General features: G+C 54.1%; 16 protein-coding genes. 8 read left to right on the top strand and 8 right to left on the bottom strand.

Annotation, left to right across the window (positions count from 1 at the left end):
- Positions 1–181 precede the first annotated feature (181 nt).
- Entirely contained in the window at positions 182–1192 is a 1011-nt protein-coding gene (locus SM754_RS17315; protein ID WP_501993818.1) for a tyrosine-type recombinase/integrase, read from the top strand.
- 268 nt (positions 1193–1460) lie between these two features.
- Here SM754_RS17315 and SM754_RS17310 read toward each other — a convergent pair whose 3' ends face one another.
- Positions 1461–2843, bottom strand: coding sequence for an ATP-binding protein (locus SM754_RS17310; RefSeq protein WP_323677410.1), 1383 nt, complete (start codon positions 2841–2843; stop codon positions 1461–1463).
- 365 nt (positions 2844–3208) lie between these two features.
- Here SM754_RS17310 and SM754_RS17305 point away from each other — a divergent pair, with 365 nt between their 5' ends.
- The gene (locus SM754_RS17305; protein WP_323677409.1) at positions 3209–3694 is read left to right on the top strand and encodes a hypothetical protein; all 486 of its coding nucleotides are present in this window, start codon (positions 3209–3211) and stop codon (positions 3692–3694) included.
- Between the two features lie 95 nt (positions 3695–3789).
- Positions 3790–5832 (top strand): hypothetical protein, encoded by a 2043-nt coding sequence (locus tag SM754_RS17300; protein WP_323677408.1) that lies wholly within the window; start codon positions 3790–3792, stop codon positions 5830–5832.
- 73 nt (positions 5833–5905) lie between these two features.
- Here the strand turns inward: SM754_RS17300 and SM754_RS17295 are convergent, their stop codons facing one another.
- The 3 genes from SM754_RS17295 to SM754_RS17285 all read right to left on the bottom strand — a co-directional run bounded on the left by SM754_RS17295 (position 5906) and on the right by SM754_RS17285 (position 10262).
- Positions 5906–7093: a DUF5797 family protein gene (locus SM754_RS17295; RefSeq protein ID WP_323677407.1), complete on the bottom strand. Its 1188-nt coding sequence runs from the start codon at positions 7091–7093 to the stop codon at positions 5906–5908.
- 97 nt (positions 7094–7190) lie between these two features.
- Positions 7191–9440, bottom strand: coding sequence for a PAS domain S-box protein (locus SM754_RS17290; protein ID WP_323677406.1), 2250 nt, complete (start codon positions 9438–9440; stop codon positions 7191–7193).
- Between the two features lie 240 nt (positions 9441–9680).
- Complete coding sequence (locus SM754_RS17285; protein ID WP_323677405.1) at positions 9681–10262, bottom strand: hypothetical protein; 582 nt, start codon at positions 10260–10262, stop codon at positions 9681–9683.
- 615 nt (positions 10263–10877) lie between these two features.
- On the opposite strand from SM754_RS17285, the gene SM754_RS17280 reads away from it, so the two are divergent.
- From SM754_RS17280 to SM754_RS17270, 3 genes are all read left to right on the top strand, one after another.
- Complete coding sequence (locus tag SM754_RS17280) at positions 10878–11984, top strand: tyrosine-type recombinase/integrase (RefSeq protein ID WP_323192793.1); 1107 nt, start codon at positions 10878–10880, stop codon at positions 11982–11984.
- Between the two features lie 23 nt (positions 11985–12007).
- Positions 12008–12562 (top strand): hypothetical protein, encoded by a 555-nt coding sequence (locus SM754_RS17275; RefSeq protein ID WP_323677404.1) that lies wholly within the window; start codon positions 12008–12010, stop codon positions 12560–12562.
- Positions 12563–12970: 408 nt separating this feature from the next.
- Positions 12971–13990: a hypothetical protein gene (locus tag SM754_RS17270; protein WP_323677403.1), complete on the top strand. Its 1020-nt coding sequence runs from the start codon at positions 12971–12973 to the stop codon at positions 13988–13990.
- Positions 13991–14047: 57 nt separating this feature from the next.
- Here the strand turns inward: SM754_RS17270 and SM754_RS17265 are convergent, their stop codons facing one another.
- Both SM754_RS17265 and SM754_RS17260 read right to left on the bottom strand, forming a co-directional pair.
- Complete coding sequence (locus SM754_RS17265; protein ID WP_323677402.1) at positions 14048–15214, bottom strand: hypothetical protein; 1167 nt, start codon at positions 15212–15214, stop codon at positions 14048–14050.
- Complete coding sequence (locus tag SM754_RS17260; protein WP_323677401.1) at positions 15207–16961, bottom strand: DEAD/DEAH box helicase; 1755 nt, start codon at positions 16959–16961, stop codon at positions 15207–15209. The genes SM754_RS17265 and SM754_RS17260 overlap by 8 nt, the downstream gene beginning before the upstream one ends.
- A 141-nt stretch (positions 16962–17102) precedes the next feature.
- Here SM754_RS17260 and SM754_RS17255 point away from each other — a divergent pair, with 141 nt between their 5' ends.
- Positions 17103–20309 carry a DUF499 family protein gene (locus SM754_RS17255; protein WP_501993817.1) on the top strand — a complete coding sequence of 1069 codons (3207 nt, stop codon included), beginning with the start codon at positions 17103–17105 and terminating at the stop codon, positions 20307–20309.
- A gap of 11 nt (positions 20310–20320) precedes the next feature.
- Here SM754_RS17255 and SM754_RS17250 read toward each other — a convergent pair whose 3' ends face one another.
- Positions 20321–20533, bottom strand: a complete 213-nt coding sequence (locus SM754_RS17250; protein WP_135829422.1) for a hypothetical protein — start codon at positions 20531–20533, stop codon at positions 20321–20323.
- An 83-nt stretch (positions 20534–20616) separates the two neighbouring features.
- Positions 20617–22455, bottom strand: coding sequence for a DUF262 domain-containing protein (locus SM754_RS17245; RefSeq protein ID WP_323677399.1), 1839 nt, complete (start codon positions 22453–22455; stop codon positions 20617–20619).
- A 451-nt stretch (positions 22456–22906) separates the two neighbouring features.
- Here SM754_RS17245 and SM754_RS17240 point away from each other — a divergent pair, with 451 nt between their 5' ends.
- Positions 22907–23188 carry a hypothetical protein gene (locus SM754_RS17240; RefSeq protein WP_248655470.1) on the top strand — a complete coding sequence of 94 codons (282 nt, stop codon included), beginning with the start codon at positions 22907–22909 and terminating at the stop codon, positions 23186–23188.
- The last annotated feature ends 118 nt before the right edge of the window (positions 23189–23306 follow it).

Raw genomic sequence — 23306 nt, 5'->3', positions numbered from 1 at the left:
CGTTCGTCGCAGAATCATGGGCGCTGCAGGCATCGGTTCGACTCTCGAACACGAGAGTTTCAACCGGTTCCAGTCGTCCCCTGAGAGATCCTACTTCAACAGACCCAGTGGCGATACTGTTCGTTCTCTCATCCCGGGCCAGTCAATCGTCGGTGATCGGTTCGCCACCCGACTGGCAACTATGTCACTGGAACCAATCGACCCAGAGACGGCACTCGAACTGTACATAGCAGACAGAGAAAACGAGCTGACCGAAGCGACAATCTACTCGCACCGGTCGCGGCTCGGGCACTTCGTTCGCTGGTGCGACGAACAGGGTATCGGGAATCTCAACGATCTCACCGGTCGCCAACTTCACCGTTACCGACTGTGGCGGCGCGACGAAGGCGACCTCTCACTTGCCTCGGAGAAGACTCAGATGGACACCCTGCGAGTCTTCGTCCGATGGTTAGAGCAGGTGGATGGAGTTGAGCAGGACTTGAGCACGAAGGTTCGCTCCCCCTCACTGACGCCAGAGCAAAACACTCGGGATGTCATGCTTGATTCGGATCAGGCTACGAACGTACTGGCTCAACTCGAAAAATACCAGTACGCGACGTTGGGGCACGTCACAATCGCCTTACTGTGGCACACGATGGTGCGCGTCGGAGCCGCACACGCGTTGGACCTCGATGACTACCACCCAGACGAGCAGTACCTCGATGTCCGTCATCGCCCAGACCAGGGAACGGCAATCAAGAACAAGGAGGACGGGGAGCGACTCGTGGCACTGTCTGATCAGCTCTGTGAACTCCTGAATGACTGGATCGCCGACAAGCGCCCGGACGTAACGGATGACCAGGGACGAAAGCCGTTACTCGCGTCGCGCCAAGGTCGAGCACACCGGACGACGCTACGCGGGTATTGTTATCGGGCGACTCGACCATGCGAATACGGTGCCGAGTGTCCGCACGACCGCGATCCAGAAGACTGTGAAGCGACTGATCGGGACGCTGCGTCCAGCTGTCCATCGAGTGTGAGCCCGCACGCGATTCGTCGTGGAAGCATCACGCACTCACTCAACAGCGAAATACCTGAAAACGCCGTTTCAGACAGAGCGAATGTCTCGAAAGTCGTGTTGGAACAGCACTACGACCGCCGGACAAAGCGCGAAAAGATGGAGCAACGGCGGGATTACCTGGATAACCTCTAACAGACAGACTACTGCGCTGTCCAGGGGTCAGACGATCTCGTCAATTAATTCGCATCCCTTTTTGAATCGCCGCTGTCTTCGAAGCCATTCGCTGAGAGTGCGGCGACGCCCTCTCCCTGCATCCGTATCTGTGATCCCGACGAGCTCCGCACTACCGTTGCTCAAGCATTCGACGACGACACTCGGTCCTTCTCCGGGATTCTCAGTCTGTTACCCAGCCGGAATTGATGGCGGTTTTCAGAACTCTTCTTGTCAGCGAACGGCGCTCTCAGGCGTGTTGTGTGACGTCGCGTAGGTCGAACACATGTAGGTCATCGCGTTCGGAGGCCGCTTCCTGTACGGATTGTGTGACGCCGCTACGCGTGAACAATGCGTATTCCATATCGGTGTCGCCAGTATCTGGAGTCCAGCGGATTTCCGCAGAATGGTCTTCGAGTGAGGCGAGCGCACTGTAGTCTAGGGAGGCATTCGTAAACTTACACTCCCCCACCACCATCGTCCCGTCTGTCGTGAAGCCGACGACGTCAACCTCATGCTCCTTGTACCACCAGCGGCCGATATCGAGGAACGTCTTCTCGGGAAACAGATTCGGCAGCGCATCCTGACAGAGCTTCTCGAATTCTTGGCTCACGAAGTCCGGGAGTTCTGGTTCGATAACTGCCTCGTAGGCGTCTTCACCCAAACGTTCGTATCGGTCTTCCTTGCCGTAGACGAAGCGGAACCAGAAGCGAAACAGTGGGTCAAGGATTCGATAACGTCCGCGACGTGATTTCGCTTTCTCTTCAGTCAGTGGAACCTCACGCTCGATGAGTCGGAGCCGTTCCAACTTCTGGGTGTACGTCGAAATCTGCTTCCCATCGATTCCGACTGCTTGCGCAATCTCGTTTGACGCCGTCTTCCCTGCAGCGATCGTAGTGAGGATCGCAAAGTACCGATTCGGGTCTGTGAGTTCAGTTCGGAGGACGTACTCTGGTTCATTGTGAAGATACCCCTTCTGAGAGAGTACTTCCTCAGTGAGAACGGCTCCGAGATCCTGATCAAGATTGACACCGTCAAGGTAGTACGGGACACCGCCGAAAATGCCCCACGTGAAAATCTGCTCTTCAGGCGAGTAGTCGTCCGGAAGGAACTCCTGTGCGGCTGCGAAATCGAGTGGTCGGAGGTCAAGTTTCTCGGTAAACCGCCCGTACAGCGGGCTGTTTCCAAGCAGAGTCGCTTCTTCCATCATGCTAATCGAGGACCCGACCAGAATGAGCGTACCCGAGGTGTTCTGGAAGCGTTGGTCCCACAGCCGCTGAATAACCGAAGGGAGGCTTTCGTCAGCATCGATGAGGTAGGGGAATTCGTCAAGGACCACAATTCCGTCGTGGTCGCCGAGATACCCCAAGAGGGACTCCCAGTTCTGTTTGATCTCCGTAATCCCAGGAAACGTGTCGGCCGCAACATCGACGAACTCGTCAAGTTGTATCTGTGACGTGGTCTCCGTGGCTTGGTAGACGACGGCGTCGTCCCGGTCGGAAAGCGAGTGCTGGACGAGCTGTGTCTTCCCGAGTCGTCGCCGACCAAAGATAACGACCATCTCGGCGTCGTCGGATTCGTAACATCCACGCAGCCGTGAGAGTTCTTGTTCCCGATCCACGAAGCGTTCCATGTGTCTACTCTCTCCCACTGGAGAATAATACTTCCGGATAGCCTATTTCAGAATAGGCTAATTTAGAATTGGCTATCCTGGATTTTCCTGTGACAAGCGTTCGACGGCAGCGGCCCGCGAACCGGATCTTCTTTATCAATCTGGTCTTCGTCACGGTTTGAGGAAATAGCGGTGTCCGTCCGGATATTGCGCATCAGGCAAAGCACTCTCTCGTTCGTCAACAACGGTCATTATTCAGCGTCGATGGCGCTGTTGGTCGGTGTCTGACAGGGTATTGTGGTCGGTACGCCGCTAAGTTTGTCCTATCATTCTAAAACATAGTTGGTATTCGAACAGTTTTTATGATGATTGAATAATGAAGGAGTATGTCGATTGCTCCTGCTGAAGTACGAGAATTGTCTAAGAGCGAATTGGTTAATCTTGTTGCCGACCTTTGGGAGGCACGTCCTGGTTGGCGGACAAGAATTGTTGAACCCGGTGAGGTGGAATTAGAGATTGAAGAAGATACGCTGGAAATTGTTGTCCCAAAGATGGAAAACCCACTGCACTCCAGTGTAGATGTTTCAGTTGACATCTTGGCAATTCAAGAGGATCCATATGTGGAGATGGAATACATACATGTCCGTGATGATGAGGACGCTGTAGTCAATGATGCCCATTTGAATTCGTTTAAGGAAGCAACGACCGGATACAGAGTGGCAAAGTCCGTTATTGTGACCACGGGAACTGGACCCGGAAGGACGGTTGATAAGCGGTTATTCGGCGGTCATAGACTTGTGGAGGGGACGGACTTGTGCGAGCTTATCGATCAGTATACAGAATACGGGTTTGATTATGGGGAACATTTCTGATTCTGTGAGATCCAAAGGAGCTAATTGACTGTTCAGGGGAATTTCTCAAGCTCCAACCCCTGCGTTATTTTGTAGGAGTAGCGAAACGTACTGCTGTGCTTGACTCTACAGCCGCTGGCGATATTTCTGCGGTACGCAATCACACACGTGAACTCATTGAGGATGCCGGTGACGCAGATGAACCAGTACTCATCGAAGCGCCTCCGAATAGCGGTAAAACAACGAACGCCGTCAAATTAGCACTCGAAGCAGAGAAGCCGGTCACGTATCTCGCACGCCGAATTGATCTGTATGAACAGGCCGAAGAGAAAGCAGAGGAACATGGTGATCTCCGGTATGAGCGAATTCCCGCACCCCAACGTGATTGCGAGACATTCCTCGGAGAAACCGAGGGGTCCGCAGCAGATATCCAACGTCTCTATGAGAAGGGGTATTCAGGGCGGACGATTCACTTAAAATTCCGAGATCAGGCTCCCTGTGGGATGGACTGCGACTATATGGAGAAGATGGAGACGATTGATGGGGAAACTGCGTCGATTGACCTCCTTATCGGGCATCATAGCCACTGTAAACGACGTCAGTACATCCAAGATCGGATTGTAATTATTGACGAATTCAACCCTGGACCATTTCTACAGCCTTTCCCTGGGGACAATTCAGGTGTTATCGATAATCCTGGTGATATTGTCCCCAGTTTCCTTCACGCGTTGGACGAGGGGGACACAGACTTCCCGACAAACGTCTACAATGACGTCACTGACCTGATTCAGAGACGAGACGGCCCCAAGGGCTGGCAGGAAGCAATCGACTGGTTCCAAGAGCATGGAGCAAGTCGTCGTGTGGCCCAGGACTCTGATCTCTTAGATCCTACACTTGAGAAGTATGATGATGTTCACGCCTATGCGCCGTTTCTCACGTTTAGCTTGCTCTGTATGGAACGAATCGGTCCAGGGGTTGATCTCGCTCCACCACCTGGTGGTTCACTTGACGACATATGGCAAAGTGCAGACCTTGGACCTGCGACGAAATGCCTTCGAGATCGAAATACGGGAGAGATGTATGCTCTGAGCTCCCCAGATCTTTCCGAGGCAGAGCAGGTTATCGGTCTTGATGGGACACCTACCATTGACCTGTGGAATCTCCTCTTTGCACCAGAGGATGGGTTTGATCATCAGCAGGTAATTGACCGAGAGGATTTCTCAACGTATCTCCGTTCTGCGATGAACATGTCGCTCATTCAGATCGGTGACGGATGGCACCCATATGCGGCGGGGAACATCAGTAACTCAGACTCAGACCGATTTGCTGCTGTTCAAGCACTTGAACAAGACTCCTTCGCACTAATTTCGACAAAGCAAGCGCTAGAGAGATACCAGAACTGGGGGCTACTGGATACTTTCGTCAAACGAACTGATTCTGAGCAGGAGACCGACGATAACCGTGTGTCAGATGAGAATCAGGCACTACATTACGCAACGGTTAAAAGCTCAAATGACTTCGAAACAGAGTCGTTAGGCGTCGTCGCAGGCATGCCTCACCCAGGGGACGATCTTGTCCGTCTCTGGGCGGGGTTATGCGGCGAGGCAGTCGAAATAACACGTAGCGACGATGAGGACGTTGAGAAGTCATTCGGCGACCTTGGCGATAAGATCTACCAGTATTTCGCTCATGATCAAGTCGTACAGGCGGTACTCAGATTTGGTCGGGATGAAACCGTATTCGAAAACGGCGGTGCGACAATCTATATTAGTACCTACGCGCTTCCAGACTGGTTCGATGTAGAGACTGAATTCAACGTTCAGTCGAGAGAGTTGGAAGGCGCAGTTCTCGTAAAACTATTCGAGGTATTTCAACAGGAGGACAATCCAGACCGAGCGCTACGGTCGATCACGAAAATCCACGAGCTGATCGATGAAGATGACCGGTTAAAGGAAGATCCCAGCAAGAAAGGGGTGCGGAACGCGATTGAACGAGTTGTAGCAAAGGACTACGTGACTGTCGAACCTAACCGCGGAAAACACTCCGCTGATCTATACAGATGGGATGGCGACGGCGAAATCCTTCTGGCAAAAGATGGTACGACGCTCCTTCACGTTCAAGATGACATTCACGTGATCCAGTTAGAGGGAGAGTGGTAATTCCACTCCGACAATCCAAGTTAGCCCATCTCTCCTACTAAGAATTCTGGTGCAGGTCAGTAAGAGAGATCCGTTATCCAACTATCTGTATCGCTTCTTCCGTCGGTTCAATACGACTGTTTTCGTTCCGACGGTAGTAATCGTCCAGGTATTGTGAAAGGTACTGCCACGCCTCTTTCCCAGTCTCGAACCCCCACTCTGAAGCGAGGTCTCCATTCGACGTCGGTGCCAACCGGATAATATCTGCTACTCGCTCCCGTTCCTGCTCCGAGAGCTCACCTCCTACCGGAGATTCCGAATTCACTAAGCTAATGTCATCATCCGTTGCTCCATCAGTCGTTGATGTCGAAGTCTCCTGTGACTTAGAACCATCCTGCGTAGATTGTGAACTGCTGCCCATGGCCTGCGCCGAAGTGTCCTCTGTAGACGCCAGCGCTTGCAACGGTGTTCCGTCTGGGATCTCGTCCATCAGTTCCTGCGCAATAAGTGAAAGCATCTGCTGCCGTCTCTCTGGCGTAACCGAGAACTCATATCGAATCTTTTCCTTCACAACCCCATCGGTCTGATGACCCTCAAACACACTATGGGTATAGGACATCCGCTGAAGATCCACCTCTCCTGGAAGGTTTGGGGCGACCGTGATCCCGAGCGTCCATGATTTTGGTTCGAGTTCAGTGTAGTTGGTCGAAAACTGTGGAGACAGTTTCGTGTCACGCGGGTCTACGTTGGGTGGGATATCGGTCTCTGTCGATGCCAAATCATGGGTCGGTGAATACGTTTGCCCGTCACTCCCGACGAATTTCGTTTTGCTGATTCCATTCCATTTCTGTACGTACTCGGAGGTGTTCTTGATTCGAGTCACACAGAGAAATCGGTTCTCAGTCTGGATAGAATCAACCTCGTGTGGCCAAGCAAGTGGTTCGATGTCGGTTCGGAACAGTCCGACAAGGGAAACGCGCAGTGGCCCCTTCTCGATTGTTAAATCATCCGCGAGCGTGCCCTCTATCGACGCTGCACTCACAGGTGTGCCGAGTGCCGCAAGTCCACGGGCAAATCCGCTGAACGTACTGGTACCGTCCGTGGAACCAGCAGTTGGATCACCGTTCTGGATCTGCTCGTACGCATCTTGGATCTCTTGAAAACGCTCTTGGCTCCCGCCCTGATCTGGGTGATGTTCCTTTACCAGTGCTCGATATGCAGCTTCGACAACGATCTCACTCGCATTTCTTGCTATTCCGAGGACATCGTACGGATTGGGCATACGCACAAATGCGAGTCTGGCAAGAAATCCATTTCCCTTAGAGGGTGTCATAGAACGGTTGGCACACCCAAGTTGCGGATTGATGGAGACAGCAGCCCTATTCAGTAACTTCTTCTATGCCGAGAATCTCGAACCTGGCCCCGTTCGTGGTACTATCCGTGACACGAATCTGCCAGTCGTGGGCTGCAACAATCTGTTTGACGATGCTCAATCCGAACCCAGTGCCATCCTCACTTGTTGAGTAGCCAGCTCTAAGGACATCCTCACGCATGTCGGCCGGGATTCCTTGCCCATCGTCCTCAACGTAGAATCCATCGTCAAGTGCACCGACCGTTACGGTGACGTCTTCACCACCGTGGTCGATAGCGTTACGAATCAGATTCTCAAACAGCTGTTTTAGCCGACTTTTATCTGCCCGTACGGTGCGGTCGATGTCGGTGATAAGCGTGGCAGCACCCGTCTCAACGGTTGCCCAACACTCCTCTACCAGTGGATCGAGCGCGACCAGATCGAAATCCGTAACGGCGTCTCCCTCTCGGGCTAACGATAGGAGTTCATCTATCAGCGTCCGCATACGCTCGTGGGCTTGTTCAATTGAGTCCAAATGTTCACTGTCGCACTCCGTCGCCGCCAACTCCAACCGCCCTTCGGCAACGGTGAGCGGATTCCGAAGATCGTGACTGACGATACTGGCGAACTCTTCGAGTCGGTCGTTTTGCTCGGTGAGTTCTCGCTCACGGGCACGGAGCTGCTCGGTTCGTTCTAACTGTTCAAGCGCTGTCGCCAGTCCGCCGGCCAGAATCTCACCCAGGAGTGCGTCCTGTTCGTCGAAGGTCTCTGGGGACGATGACCCGGCGAGCAAAACACCGTATTTACCGAGTGGCAAGATAAGCTCGCTCCGAATCGGCGTGGCTGGATTATACCGATTCGGATCCTCGTGGACATCATTAACAGAGCGTGTCTCCCCGTTTTGATAAACCCGCCACGCAATACTGTCACCACCCGCAAAAGTGGGTGGCTCGCCAATAAGATCGTATATGGCGTCCGTGGATGCCACGGGAACGAGCCTGTCGGCATCATCGTCGTACAGATGGATTGAATTCGCTTCTAATTCCAGAAGATCTCTCATCGTCTCCACCCCGATCTCGGCAACCTCTTCCCGCGTGTCCGCACTCACCAACTCTTGGGTGACCCGATTCAACGCTTCGAGTTGCCGTTCACGGGTCTTCCACTCATCAATATCGAGGTGGATGCCGACCGCACGGATTGGCTCACCGTCGTCATCTCGCTCAACGATTTTGCCGAGATCCCGAATCCACTTCCACTCACCATCGGCAGTTCGCATTCGGTGTTCGGTGTCGTAGTAGTCCGTTTGCTGCTGGCGATGAGCCTCAAGGGCAGCAGTCACGTCATCAAAATCGTCCGGATGAACCCGCGACTCCCATGTGTGGAGGTGTGGTTCGAGTTCGTCAAGCGTGTAGCCGAGCATCTCGGCCCACTGCTCGTTGAACTCAACTTCATCGGTCGTCATATCCCAATCCCACACGCCGAGGTTCGCGCCTTCGATTGCGAGTTCGAGACGTTCCTTGAGCCTCTCAATTTCTTCTATCCGCTGCGTTCGCTCAGTGATATCCCGCGAGACGACCATAAACTGGTCACCATCTCCCACAGGGAGGCGAGTGAGGTGAACTTCGACAGGAAACCGTGTTCCGTCATGCGTCTCGAATTCCGTTTCGATTCGTTTCCTGTCTCCAACATCCATTCCGTCCCAAATGGCCTGTAATTCGTCTGGCTCGATTCCCTGATCGATGTCCCAGACTTTCTGCCCGACAATCTCGTCTTTTGGTTGGTTGAACGCCTCACAGAATTGCTGGTTGACATCGACGATAGTCCCCTCGGTGGTGTGGATGTCAATCATATCAGGGGAGCTTTCGAAGAGGGCTTCGAGACGGGTCGAGGTCTGTTTGAGTCGGTTCTCACGCTCTTTGGTTTCCGTAATGTCGCGCACACTCACGACGTATCCGCCAATGGCGGTCGCCGTTTGGTTACTCCCTCTGGTTTCAAGCCAGATCCATGAGTCATCCTTGTGCCGGTAGCGAAATTCATCGGTCACGGTCTCATCGTCTTCGGCGTTGAGGATTTCAGCGAACGTCTCACGAACTTGCTGTTGATCGTCGGGATGGACGTGTTCGAATACCTGATCACCGACACGCTCAGCAGGCGGATACCCGGTGATACGCTGTACAGACGGGCTTTCGTACAGAATATCGCCTGACTCACCCACGATGAGAATCCCATTAGAGAGATGCCTGACGAGTTCCTGGTATTTCTCTTTCGGCAACTCCATTATTGTAATCTCTCAATCACTAACCGGCAAAGAACCCTTGTATTCTATACGCAGTTCTATCTACTGGAATATTCAGCGAACAACGAGCGTAAGAAAACACTTGTAAATAGTTCTATGGCACCCTTTTCCCTTATCCAAAAGGGGCTCATCTCTCAAGGACGATATTTACCGATTGACCCCTCGCAAACAGGCTAGAACCAAGGATAGAATGCAGGGTATTCTCGAAAAACACAACATTAGTTAGATGGTTTTTGACATCTGACCGTCCGCCCAAACCGATTCCTCATAAATATCGACCACCACCTCCGCCGACTCCGGCAAACCGCCCACGTCCACCATTACGATGATAGGATAGACTCGTTCCACCTCCTCGCTCACGATCGCTAACATCTCCTGCTGATTTTCCGTCAACCGAACTCGATTTCCGCTCGATACCGCCTTCACCTCCACCGCGTAGTACGCCAGCAGATCTGTCGTCGGATCCGACCCCTCTCTCGAACGTGACGGACTCGGCGCGCCCTCCACTGGAGTCAGTGTCTTCGCCACTAGGATATCGTCAGGTATCCAGCCTTGCGAATACCCCCAGTCACCGTCTTCTGGTAACGTAACACCCTCCAATACCCCTAAGTGGGTTTCCTTTGTCAGACTCCGACTCTTCGAATGAATTCGGATGTCGTCTTTGCTATACTCTTCATTCTCAGGTTGGTCTGTCGCGTGTGCCGTAATTGTCTCCTCAAGCGGCTCCGGAAACCCGCCGTGTCGCCCTGCAATCATCTCTGCAATCAATCCTACGTCCATTCTCGATAGATCGTACGTAACCATTGGCTCTGGTTTGTCCTTTCCCGTCAGCCGCTTTGTATTGGACGGTTCAGGGGATAGTCATTTGCCACTATCTACCATGCTAACCCTTTCAATCCAGCGTACATTTGACCTACTACCATCGATAAGACAACCTAAGTCTATGATTATTGGTTAGAGGGGCCTGCTCTCCACATCTAACCTCCTGGCTTCCTGATCAGTAGAACACTCCTCCTCTAGCTTCGATTGGAATTGGCATTCAGATCCAGCGAAGGGAGCATCTCTGTTTTACGGAATCCACAGCCAGGGAGTGATCAGCTCACGCTCCGCCAGCTCCGTCACCGTATGGGCGGCCCGCGCTGATTGCGCTGGCCGCCCAATCGTCGATCACCATACCGGTTGAGAGTGTAGCGGCTGTTCAGGCCGTTGTTGTACGGATCTACGGAATGCCTGGCCGCTCTGCGTGTTGCCCGTAGGTGCGCATGAGGGCAACACAATGCCCAGAACAGGAAATCAAATCCACGAAGGAATCGCCTTTGAAGAACAGCACAATCCTCGAACCAGATATCTCCCCGCTCACCCTCAGCAGTGTTCTCACCGAGTGATCGAGAGAGACCGTAGCCAGCGAGGTGATAAGCGATGAGCAGCAAGGATGACGATCCGAATGATCGACGAGTCGGTTCGGATCCCAACAGGTCGAACAGTACTCGTGGAGATCCCAGATCAACCAATCTGAAGCCGATCTCGCCAGCAGAGGCCGTTGAATGGTATCTTCACCGACGTCGTAATGAACTCGCCTCTTCGTCATTGAAGACACATCGTTCCAGTCTCCGCCATTTCACGAAGTGGACAGAGCAAGTCGGCATCGAAAACCTCAACGAGCTAGATGGTCGTGCGATCCAGCGCTACCTCACTTGGCGTGCCGAAGAGGCTCCAACGAGTGTTGATCACTTAGCTCCTAAGTCAGAGAAGACGCAGATCGACATCACTCGGAAATTCGTTGAGTACTGCGAAACGATCGATGCTGTCCGGGTCGGGCTCCATGAGCAGATCCTCCCGTTCCGCGTCAAGGAAGCTGACGAAGTCCGCGACGAGATGCTGGATATGGGGCGGATCTCGGAGATTCACAATTACTTGGAGACGTATCACTACGCATCCAGGGATCATATCATCTGGACGCTGCTCGCCGAATCAGGATTCCGGATTGGCGCTCTCCACTCATTGGACGTTCAGGACTTCGATCCAGACAATCGGACGCTTCGACTCCGTTATCGGCCAGAATCGGAGACATCGCTCAAGAACGACCGTGGGAGCGAGCGGCTCGTTGGGTTGATCCGAGACGGGACGGTCGAAGCCATTCAGGCGTACATCGATGATCAGCGCGTCTCAGCCACTGATGAGTACGGTCGTGAGCCCTTGCTCACGACCCGCAACGGAAGAGTTGCTAGATCAACGATCCGGAAGTCCGTTTATCGGTGGAGTTGCCCACAGGCGCTCGGAGACGAGTGTGATCACGATGATTCGATGACGTCTTCTGACGCGTGGCGATGCGGGAACAACGCCTGTCCGCACATGGTTCGTGCCGGTGTGATCACGTATCTCCTCCGGGAGGACGTCCCAATCGACTACGTCTCCGATCGTTGTGATGTCAGCCCATCCGTGATTCGGACGCACTACGATGGTCGTAGTGAGTCCGAGCGCATGGAAGCCCGAAGTCAGGCAATTGCAGAGCAGCTCGCTAACTAACCCCGGTTTTCGAATTCATAGACATGACAGAGTTCCACGACGCAGATAGCATCGGCACTGATAGTAATAGACACGTCCTCCCATCGGGCCCAGAGATCTACTCTCATGAACATCAGGAGGTGGATCGACGACAACTCTTGTGCATCGATGGCCTGACGGCGTACGAAGCCATCTTGGAATGCCAGTCGGATGGTTGCTCCGAAGAAGCGAGCCTCATCTTCGCAGAAGGGGATTTCCCAGATTCGCCGGAAGAAGTAGACGATCTGATGTACGACGTGTATCGGTGGTTCCGCGAGAATGCTGTTGATCTGGTACCGTATAAGAAGGATGCTTCGCTATATATCGCAACCTACGTCCTGATCGCTGGTGAGGAGCACAATCATAGTTTGTTACGATCCCGGATTGCCCTGTTCCTTGCTGCCGATAAGGGATATCAAGATGGGGATCACAGTCGCCTCCCGAAAAAGAAGGGGGAGCTCCTACGTACTGTGAAACAACAAACACGGGACGCAATCCAGGCTCTTGGATCGGGACAGAATCCAGCCCTCAACCAGCTTTACCGAGAGATGGAGGGATAAATCGAATTAGGCTACTGCTCCGTCTTCACAGCTTCAATTCCAAATTCCGGCCGCAGGGGTTCGCCCAGACATGGGCAGGTGGAGGCTTTCCTCCATGACACTAGTTGGAAGACACGACCGGAGAGGTATCGAATTAGAACAACTCATTCTCGAAGAGAGACTTGTCAAATCCGCTTGCAGAATTTCTTTTTTGCGCCGATCAGGGATCCCTCTACAGGGGGGGAGCATTCGGCAGTCGCGTCGGACTGCTAGAACCACTCATGACGCCGATCTACGAGAGCAGCTGACCGACCACGTTGCCGAAGTACTACAGACACTACTACTGTCTGTAACCAATTGCATACATCATCATCGTATCTATCAGATCATCGTCAGTTGGTTCCCGCAGTTTGATGCGGGGTGGTCTGTGTGAGCGGTGAGACCAATCGCGTGAGATTGAATCTCCGTATCGACGAAGACGTGAAACGGAATTTCAACAACGCAATCAAGGCCAAGTTCGGAAAGTGCCGGCCATATGCCGGTATCGAGTTGGAACGGGAGTTCCGATACTTCCTCAACCAGGGAGAACTCGCAGATCTGCAAGACGCAGTTGATGACCTCACGGACACCTTGGGTGGTTCAGAAAGCAAAGAAAAAACTCGTGAGGTTAATCGAGGAGAGACAGTCGTTGCTTCCCACCGAATCGCAGAAAACGTTCGCACAGCCCTGATATCGGCTTCTCAAGAGGATTATCGTTCCGCCGGTGAACTAGCAGAGGCGATTATGTACGGATACATCACCGACGGTAGCGTAATCGAACGGGTAACACAGAAGCTTCAGAGGATCTCAGAGGAGTCTCAACCGGACATCGATAATTCGATGGGGGCGAAAGAACGTCGTACCAACACGATCGTTAACGAACTCGGACGACCTAAAGAGGGAGGATTCACTCTCGATGATCTCGATCAGGCTATCGAGGCTGCCAAAGGTATCAGTGCTAGCGACTACACTCGTGAGCAGTATCTCCCCAGAGTGCTTGATGAATTGGATTTCACGTGGCATCCGAATAACTCAAAGTTATACGTTAATCCGGAAGGGTTAGACCTCACGGATCCACGAGATCCGACTAAAAAGCCGTTGATGCTTATGGATCGAGATGACAAGCGGCTAGCTATCAAGGTTGCTGCGTACCGCTCCGATGATAACACCTCAATAAAAGCGGCCTTCAGCATTCCCGATGCAGTTGACCTATTCAAAGGTCAAATACGGAAAAGTACGATCCGGCAATTGATGCGAGAAATCGCTGAGTCCTCACCAGGATATGAATACAACCAAGATCGGGAAACACTGGGAGTTGATGTGAAAAGGGTGAAACGCCACGATCTGGAGAATGAGGACCTACTAAAGATCGAGGGCGATGAGTTAATTCTCATGGGAGACGATGCTTAAGATTCGCTGAGAGGTCTCCGTTTGTCGATGAATTCGATGATTTTTGCTGTACCGACTCTAGTCGTTAGAAGTACTGCAGGCTCTACACCGAAGAGAGTCTTTGATGGTATTCAGTGGATTCTCTACACTCAACACACTATCACATGAAGAACACTGGACGGTGTCCATAGTCCCGATCCCGCTCCCATATCCGAGCGTCACCGTTCGGGAAACTCCCTGCTCAGCCAGTTCGATATCGATCTCTCCCCGTTCGTACTCTACCTGTGTTACCGTGAGGGGAGCCACTCGAATATCCAACGCATGCCGCTTTCGGATCTCTTCCTGCTTCTGGGGAAACCCCTGGTCTCGTCGTTCGTGCAGAGTACTCAATTCCGAATCGACCTCTTCATACTCAGATTTTGCCTCTTTCCGCTTCTTCAGTATCGCCACGCGATCGTCCTGATCACTGCCATTGATCGCTTCACTCAGCTCATCGATCTTCGAGGACAGCTTAGAACGTTCCTCCTCCAGCTCTTGGATCCGTTGTTGTTGCAGTTGGCGGTACTCTTCGACCTCTGCGTCCGCTGCTCTGGATGCCTCATTATGGACCTCCTCAATCTCGTTCTGGATGCTCTTCATCAGCTGATCCTGGGCTGTGTTAAGCAGTGATCGTGCGTCTGTCTCCGCCAATGACGATTGCGTGGTAGTGGGAGAGCCGTTCGTGGTTATCGACGTCATATGAAGGAACGTCTCTTCCAACGCTGGAAGTCTCTGTTCCGAGCGATGGTCGATAGCGATGGCGCGAAGGAGCTCTTGTTGGTACTCACTGACGGTTTCGATACTCACCTCGAAGAGGACCACAATCGCTGTGCGGTCGTAATACGGAGTGAACTGTGCCTCCCTGGCTTCGACGTCGCCTTCTTTGATCCACTGTGGGATTTCCACGTCATCCTGATCGGCTTCTATCGATAGTTTCCCGGTAGGGCGACGCTCAGTTGCCTCTCTGAGAATCCGCTGAAAAAACTCACTCTCTGGATGAAGAGACTCTCCAGTAGCATCTTCGTCTCTGTCTGCGCCACAAAGCAACGATAGGCTTCCCGCCGGCAATTCCGTATCCTCATTGTCTGGTATCGTAACTTCCCAGGTGTCCCCTCGTTTCTCAATGGTGCCACCGAGTGACTCCAAGTAGTTCTCGGTGAATCTCTCAACGAGAGACTGCGTGACCGCGAGTGCTGCCTCAGTCATCGCTTTCCCCCAGGTCGAATCCTTCGAAGACTCCGTTGTTGAACTCCTCCAGTTTATCCGCAAGTTCACGTTGTTCCTGCAGATCAACGGCCATCGCATCGAAATCGTTCTCCAGATCGACCTCTGAACCAGCATTAACCAGTCGCTCGAAAATCTGGTCCTCAAAGCTCGTACCGGACTCTTCTAACCGACTCAAGATTGAGCTTAGCTCGCCCACGCTCTGTTGGAACAGGTTGATTTTGTGGTAGAGCCGTTCTAAAACGTACTCTTCGACCGTATCTTTCAATGCCATGTTAAAGATGAATACGTCTCGTTTCTGCCCGATTCGATGTACGCGTCCAATACGTTGTTCGACGCGCATCGGGTTCCACGGCAAGTCTAAATTTACTAATATGTTACAAAACTGTAAGTTACGGCCTTCACTCATTGAGTCGGTTGAAACGAGGATCCCACCCTCATCCTCGAAGTCCTCAATGATTTGTTCCTTCTCGCTACTGGAGTGTCCACCGTGAAACGCGTGTACCGTGTACCCCTCCGTAGTGAGCCTATCGAGAATCTGCTGTTGAGTTGCTCGGAACTGCGTGAAGACGATGACTCTCCCCATCTCGACGTTGTCACGGGCTTCTTCGACAATGTCCAGGAGTCGTTCCTGTTTGGTCACCGTATCGATCTCATCAATCAGATCTAAGATGGACTCCAGTTCGTCCGCGTGCGTGAGCTCCGACTGGTCGTAGAGTCGCTTCTCGATAGTCTGCTTGAGCGCGACCGGGCTGCTGACGACCTCCTTCTGTAAGAGCATCAGTACAAGCTTCTGGCCCTGGTCTTGGCTGTAGGCACCTTTCACATAGTCAGAGACCGCCTGATAGAGTTCACGTTCCTTCGGAGTTGGATCGAACGTCCGTGTGTCGATAGTCCGGTCGGTGAAGTCGATGTCCGTGTCCTCCCGTCGGTTCCGGATCATGACTCTGTTCAGGCGGTCCTGAAGTTCGTCTCGGTTCACCAGCGTCTCCTGATTACTGTTCACGAAGTACTGGTGGAAGACGTCGCGTGTACCGAATAGTCCGGGACGGAGAAGCGAGACGACGTTATACAGGTCCGTCAGTTCGTTCTGGATCGGCGTCGCCGTGAGGAAGAACGCGTAATTATACGAAAGTCGGTCGATCAAGTCGTATCGATCCGTCTCTTCGTTCTTGACGTAGTGCGCCTCGTCAAGAACCAGAACGTCCCAGTCACGGTCGAGAACCGTCTGACGGTGTCTCTCACTCTTCGCGGTGTCGATGCTCGCAATGATGTAGTCATGTGTGTCGAAGTCCTCGAATTCATCGTCGTAGTTGCAGACGAATTCAAGGCCGAACTTCTCACGGAGTTCAGCCTGCCACTGTTTCGCCAGCTGCGCAGGCGTGAGAATGAGGACCGACTCGTCCGTCTCTCGAAAGTGCATCTCCTTGAGAATCATCCCAACTTCGATGGTCTTCCCCAGCCCGACCTCGTCAGCGAGAAGGGCCTTCCCGTCCATTTCGAAGAGGGCCCGATAGGCTGCGTCCACCTGATGTTCCAGTAGCTTGACGGAGTTTTCGTCCAACTCTTTCAGCGACCGAAGTTCGGAGTCCGGCTGGCCCGCTTGGAGACGAACAGCTTGGATGCTCTGTAAATGATCCTCCTCTGCACCATCCTCAGACAATGAATCGAGAAGATCATCCGCAGACTCGTTTGTGACCTCAACATCAACGAGGTCGTAACTTCCCATAGTCTCGTAGAGACAGGTTCGCGTGAAATACGTTTTGTGACCGACCGAAGCAGGCGAGCACGTCTGGTTGGTCCTGAGAAGGAGATGTTCGCAGGACCATAGTGTTTATTGGGTGTCCAAGAGGTGTGTTTAAGTATCAAGATGGCACAGACAGGATCCTTGTCGAACACCCTCGAAGACACGGTAACTCTCAGCCGTGAGCTTCGGGAAGAGGGGCAGATCGATGGCCAGGTGAAGCTCTACAACGTGGATGACGATGACGAGTTCGAGTCAGACGCGGAACTCTTCTTTGAGCGAACCCTGATGACCCAGGGGCTCCGTGAGGCGCTTTCGATTCTCCGTGATTCGCTCACGGGCGGTGACCCGCGCGGGACGCACATTCTCTACGGTCCGTACGGCAGTGGGAAGTCCCACCAGATGGTGGCGCTGTACCACTGCTTCGACGACCCCGACGCAGCAGGTACGTGGGCAAGCGACTCGGTCGAAGGCTTCGACACGGCACTTCCCGAGTCGGCGACGCCGGTCACAGTCGCTATGCAGAACGAGCAGTATGAGTATCTCTGGGAACCGTTCTTCGAGGCGCTCGATTACGATCCTGGAACGTTCAGTTCGGGCGGGTATCCCGATATGCAGACGATTCAGGACGCCGTCGGCGACGACACGGTCGCGTTCTTCGTGGACGAACTGGAGGACTGGTTCGATACACTCCAGGGCAACCGGAAAAGTGCGAACAAAGCCTTCCTCCAGTCGCTCCTCGAATCGACGGCGCTCTCCGATCTCGAACTATACACTATCGTCTCTGTCCTCCGTGAGGGCTCCGAGGTCCACGACATCCTGAACCGGGAACAGGCGGTCGAGGTCAACATGAATAATCAGGTGGACAAACGCGAGGTCCTGCGTCACCGCCTGATCGATTCAGTGAACGAGAACGCCGCCCGCGAAATCGTCAATGGGTACTACGACGCGTACGACCAGTCCGATCACGTCTCCATTCCCGATGATCTGCTGTCGGAGATGCACGATCTCTATCCATTCCATCCCGTGCTTCTGGACGCGCTTGAGACGCGGTACTACGCTGACGAGGATAACCAGAACACGCGGGGGATGATCTACCTCTTCTCGAAGGTTCTCTTGGAGATGCAGGATCAGACGGATCTGATCACGCACGGTGATATCGACGCTATCGAGTTTGAGGACGAGCTGGCGAAGATCAACTACGAGCGGTTGAACGCGGCGACGGGCGACATCAAAAGCCGCATCGATGAAGACGATGTTCCCCACGGCCGACGTATTCTGAACACGATCCTCCTGTACTCGCTGAAGCCGAGCGAGGGCGAGGGCGCGGAGGTCTCGGAGATCGTCATGGGTGCCTACCAGACAGGCGATCTCGTCTCAGACGTTGTCCTCAACCTCGAACGTCTCCACGGTGTCGCGTGGCATCTCCACAAGCTGAACGGAAAGTACGCGATCCGCGACCGGCAGAACCCGAACGCGCTCATCCGGAACGCGGCCGTAGACGTCTCCGAGACGTCGGCGAAGGCTGAAGTCGCGGACTTCATCACCGATATCTTCGGGTCGAACGCGCATCCGGTCGGATTCCGGACGAACGATATGCGGGACATCCCGGACGACCGTGAGGTCAAGGTCGTCGTGAAGGACGACCAGTGGACGAACGAGGAGGTCGAGAAGGTCATCACGAACGACGGTCGTGGCCGGGAGTGGCGTAACACGCTCGTGTTCGTCCAACCCTCGGGCGACAAAGCCATCGAGTCGGGGACACGGTATATCGACAAGGCGCGGTACATCGAGGGCGCACGGCAGGTACTCGCCGACGAATCCCTCGATGACGAAATTCGGGCGTCGATCCAGGGAATGCGGGAGCAGGAGGAGAACGAACTCCGTGAAGAACTCCAACTCCTGTACGGTGAGGTGCTTGACGGGAACGATCTGCTCAACGACTGGGAGCAGATGACGCCCATGGAACTTGACGTGTACGTTCACGACGAGGCGGAGCTGAATGCCTCGAACATCGCGGACTCAGCGTCCGCAGATCCATTCGACCTCCAGTCGCACGTCTGGGATATCGCTGAGGATCTCTTAGAACGTCGCGGAGAGATCTCGGTCGAAGATATCTACGAGCAGTTCCTCCGCGACCCGGACCTCCCGATCCCCGGCAGTGCGAACGACGTGCTGAATGCGACCGTCAAAGCGCTCTCGGACAAACCGGTGCTCGCCCGTGACACCGGTGGGTTCCGCGACGACCTCTCCGGCAGTTCGCTGGACACCGTCCTCGTCCAGCAAGACGATGTGGATGTGTGGGGCGTCGATGACGTCGAACAAGAACTGCGTCAACGGTTCGGGAGCGGAACGACCGCCCTCGATATCGGTGACTTAGAACTGGAACTCGTCGAAGACGGCGAAATCTGGATCGACGGCGACAGCCACGACGTCGTGATGCGGGCCATCGGTCGGCTCGCTCGTGAGGAACAGTACGTCATCGTCAAAGGGAACGAGATCCTCGATAAGCCCCAATCCGACGCGACGCTCCGCGACGTCGGCGGCGCGGAGGTCGTCGGTGCATCGTCCCTCGTAGATCGCATCGAGACGCACATCGACGACGACGGCTACGCGAACCTCGACACGATCATCGGCGAAATCCGTGCCGAGGAGTCGGTGTTCCTCCCGCCGGACGAGACCGAGTCCGTCGCCCGCGAGGCAGTCAACGAATTCCTCGTAGACGACTACGTCTTGGAAGCCGGCGGTCGGTACCTCGGATCGCTGGGAGACCGTGACCCGACGACGGTAAAGATCGTCCCGACCGTTCCCGAGCGGATCGGTGACCAGATCCTGGAGTACATCGAGGATCTGGAACCCGGAGACCAGTTCACGGTGAACAAGGTCGGCGACCGGTTCGACAGCAGTGTTACCGAGTACATGGTGCGGACGTACCTGCTGGAGAACATCGGAAAGGACGAAGAACCCGAGTACGTCGTCAATACGACCGGCTCGGAGAAAGCCTCCGACTGGGTCCCCGGGTACCCGTTCCGGAAGGCCGACACGGAGATACCCACGTGGCGCTTCGAGTACAACGGCGACGACGTCGCCGCGATGCGGAGCAAGTGGCGGAACAACCACCAGACGGGAAGTGTCGATTACGGCGATGTCACGTTCATGCTGCCCGACCGCGAGGGTGTTCCCGGCGCTCTTCAGGGGACCGCCGACGTTGAGCGGACGCAAGTCAGCCTGACGCTGCGATCCGGACAGGACTACACGAAGGTCCAAGACCTGTTCGAGCGGATGCCCGAGGAGGCGTCAAGCCTGAAGATTGAGATCACCTTCCAGAAGTAGTTCCGCTTCTTCTACTGGTCGGCGTCCGCGTTTCTGACTAAGGCTTCGACGACAATTTCGTCACCGTCTGCCTCATCCAGCATATCCCTCAGAACGGTCTTCAGTCGTCTATCGAACAAACTGCGTGGGTTCAGCGGTGTTAGTTCCGCTTCAAGCTCATCTCTGCTTACTGTTCCAGAAATCACGGAGTCTCCATCTTCTCGTACTTCCAGCAAATCGGCCATATCGACCCATCCTCAGCACGCTGGATAGCCTGTTCGATTGCCGCCTAACTCAACAATCGATGGCGAACAGTGTTAGTGTGCTTCTATCTGCCCCAGTACTCTGAACCCGGTTCAGGCCAGACCTCACTCGCTTGCTTTGCGAGCCACTCGCCACGTTCAGCAATCGTGTCTTCGTTCCATTCGTCAGGCCAATTCGTAACCAAGTGCTTGTTCAGCCGTAGGACAGTGTGCTCTTGAACCGCCTCTCGTTTATCGTCCCACGCTGCATTCGAAATAGAGGGGTTTAGCTTATCAGTGAGGATGGTCAGGTTCCCGATTCGGTCCTTTGCATCGTCACGTTCCATCCGTTCTACCTCAGCGGGTCGGTCTCCTGGGAGCGACCAGTGGGTGGACCACTTCTGCGGGAGAATATGCTCGATCTCCAGATCCTGTGTGAACTCTACCGTCTCGCTGTACCCGGTGTTACGCAACTCGCGTTCGATGGCCGCAAACACCATTTTGAGGCGTCGCTGGTTGATGACGGCCCAGTACTCCTTGTTCACCATCGAGTCCGTCAGCTTGTCGTCACCGGGCCAGTAGTCGCTCTCACCCTCTTTGCCCTGGAAGAATTCGACGACGACGTCGCCGACGTACTCGCTATCTCGCTCCTTGAGTTCGTCCAGCAGCTCGATGAAGACCTTGTTGTAGTTCTTCGACGTCAGTCGGGAGAGCATCCGACGCATCAGCCAGCTCTCGATTGCTTCGACGGCTTTCACCCGCTGTTCCTTCGGGATGTCTTCGTGGCCGAAGATCCAGAGGAGAACCGGGTACGGCGTCGTCGTATCGAGGATGTCCAGTCGGTGGAAGAAGATCCCCTCCCGAGACCCACGGTCGGGTTCAGAAATGGTCTCGTAGATGGACGCGTAGTAGTCGATGTCCTTCACGATCTCTTCGACCGAGTTGTCGGTCCTATCGAGGTACTTCCGGAACGCCGGGAAGAGCTTCTTCGCGCGGACCTGCTGGCTCATCTCCATCGTGAGCCAGTGCATGATGAATACGTCTATTTTCGGGCGATCGAGCCGTCCCTGCGAGACATCGACGCGCCATTCGTCTTCGTCGAATTGCTTCCAGTACTTGTCGTGGAGGTCGCCGGGGTCGTCCTGCTGGATCGTCGCCTCTCGGAAGAGGTAGTTCTTGATCAGGTCGGCGGCGAGTAGCGGTGTTCCGCGGGCATTCAGGGTCTCGAAGATCACCTGTGCGTCGTCGTTGGATTCGAGGTCGATGACGACGACACGGAGCAGGTGCCACATCGTCGTGACGAGCGCATCGAGATGTTCTTCGATGGGTTCGTCTCCAGATTCTGCCCACTCTCGAATTTCGTCTCTGAAGTACCGGAAGCACTCCTCCAAGTTGTCGTCGCCGGCGAGTTCGGAGTGCTCCGATTCCGGGTCCGAGAAGGTTAGCACGTCGATGAACGCGTCCTGATCGGCTTCGATCGGCCAGACCTTCAGCCGGTCCGTATCAGTGGTGGTCAGATCTGTGTCGTTGTACATCAGCTTCTCCACCAACGACGCAGACTCATCGTGACCGAGATCAGTCGCCACCGAATGCACGGCGGACAGCAGAACTTGGAGTGTGATCAAGCGCTGCTGGCCGTCGATGATCTCGCGCGTCTCCAACTTCTGCGTCGGCGTCGATTGCTGATCGAGGACGATGGCTCCCAGGAAGTGCGGGGAGGTGTCCTGTTGTGCTTCCTGTCGTTCGATTTGGTTACTCGCCCCTGCTTGTCGATCCATCAGTTCATTGACGACAAGTTGGAGATCCTCCCAGAGCGGCTTCCAGTGTTCTTCCTCCTTCCACACGTACGGCCGCTGAAACCGTGGAACGACGTACCGAGTGTCCTTCCGAAAGATATCCTTTAGATCGAGGGTGTCTGCTTTCATCGATGACCGAATGTTCCGTGGAGAGTTGTATAAATGGTTCCAAGACTAACTCATCACCCGAATCCGAAGGTGAGGGCGGGAAGATGTCACCATCGCGCGAGTGAGTCTATAGATTTCCCAACGAATCCGGGGTCTCCCCTATGTTGGTACGTCTTTGGGCCGAACCTCCGCTCCGTCGTGTATTCACAAACAATTCATTGAGATCTCATCAGTTTCTGGCGTCGAACCACTTCGCACCGCTGTTATAGGTCTGGGCCATTTCGGAACTCTGTGAGTATTCTCGTCCGCCTCTTTTGTCACGCACAGTCGTTCTAACCTCTCAAAACAACGTATTTCTGGAGATTCCCGAATCGTAGCGATTTGGGACCGGGTACCAAATCAATCACCTCCGCACCCTCTGGCTTACCTTTAAAAATGACTGGCGGTTGTAGTTGTTCGGGTCCAACCCACTATGCAGACAGAAAAAACGATCAACCGCGCGAAGAAGATCGACGAATCGCTAGAGATCATCGCTAAGATCGAAGAAGTGGTCGGAGTACCGCTGACAGAGAGTCGGCGAGCACTACAGGTGGCTGGAGAGTACGTCATGAGTGACTCAATGTTCGTAGAACAGGTTGTCCAGGCAATGACTGAGGCAGCCGGCTTCGCCATTGAGACGGGTCACGATGACTTGGCATCCGACGCCATCCAGAACGTGACTGACCTCGAAACGCTCGTCTCTGACGACGAGTAGGCAACTTCTTCGACGTTCCGTCTCCTTTCGAGACACCCAACGAAGCTCGCTTCACTGAGATGTTACTGCGAAGAACGCACACTTATGTGGCTCGTGGCGTATCGCTTCTACATACTGA

It is taken from the genome of Halorubellus amylolyticus, from assembly GCF_034808145.1.
In the GTDB taxonomy this organism is placed as follows: Archaea; Halobacteriota; Halobacteria; order Halobacteriales; family Natrialbaceae; genus Halorubellus.
The sequence above is the reverse complement of the archived record's forward strand: the minus strand, read 5'-3'. Positions and strand labels throughout refer to the sequence as shown.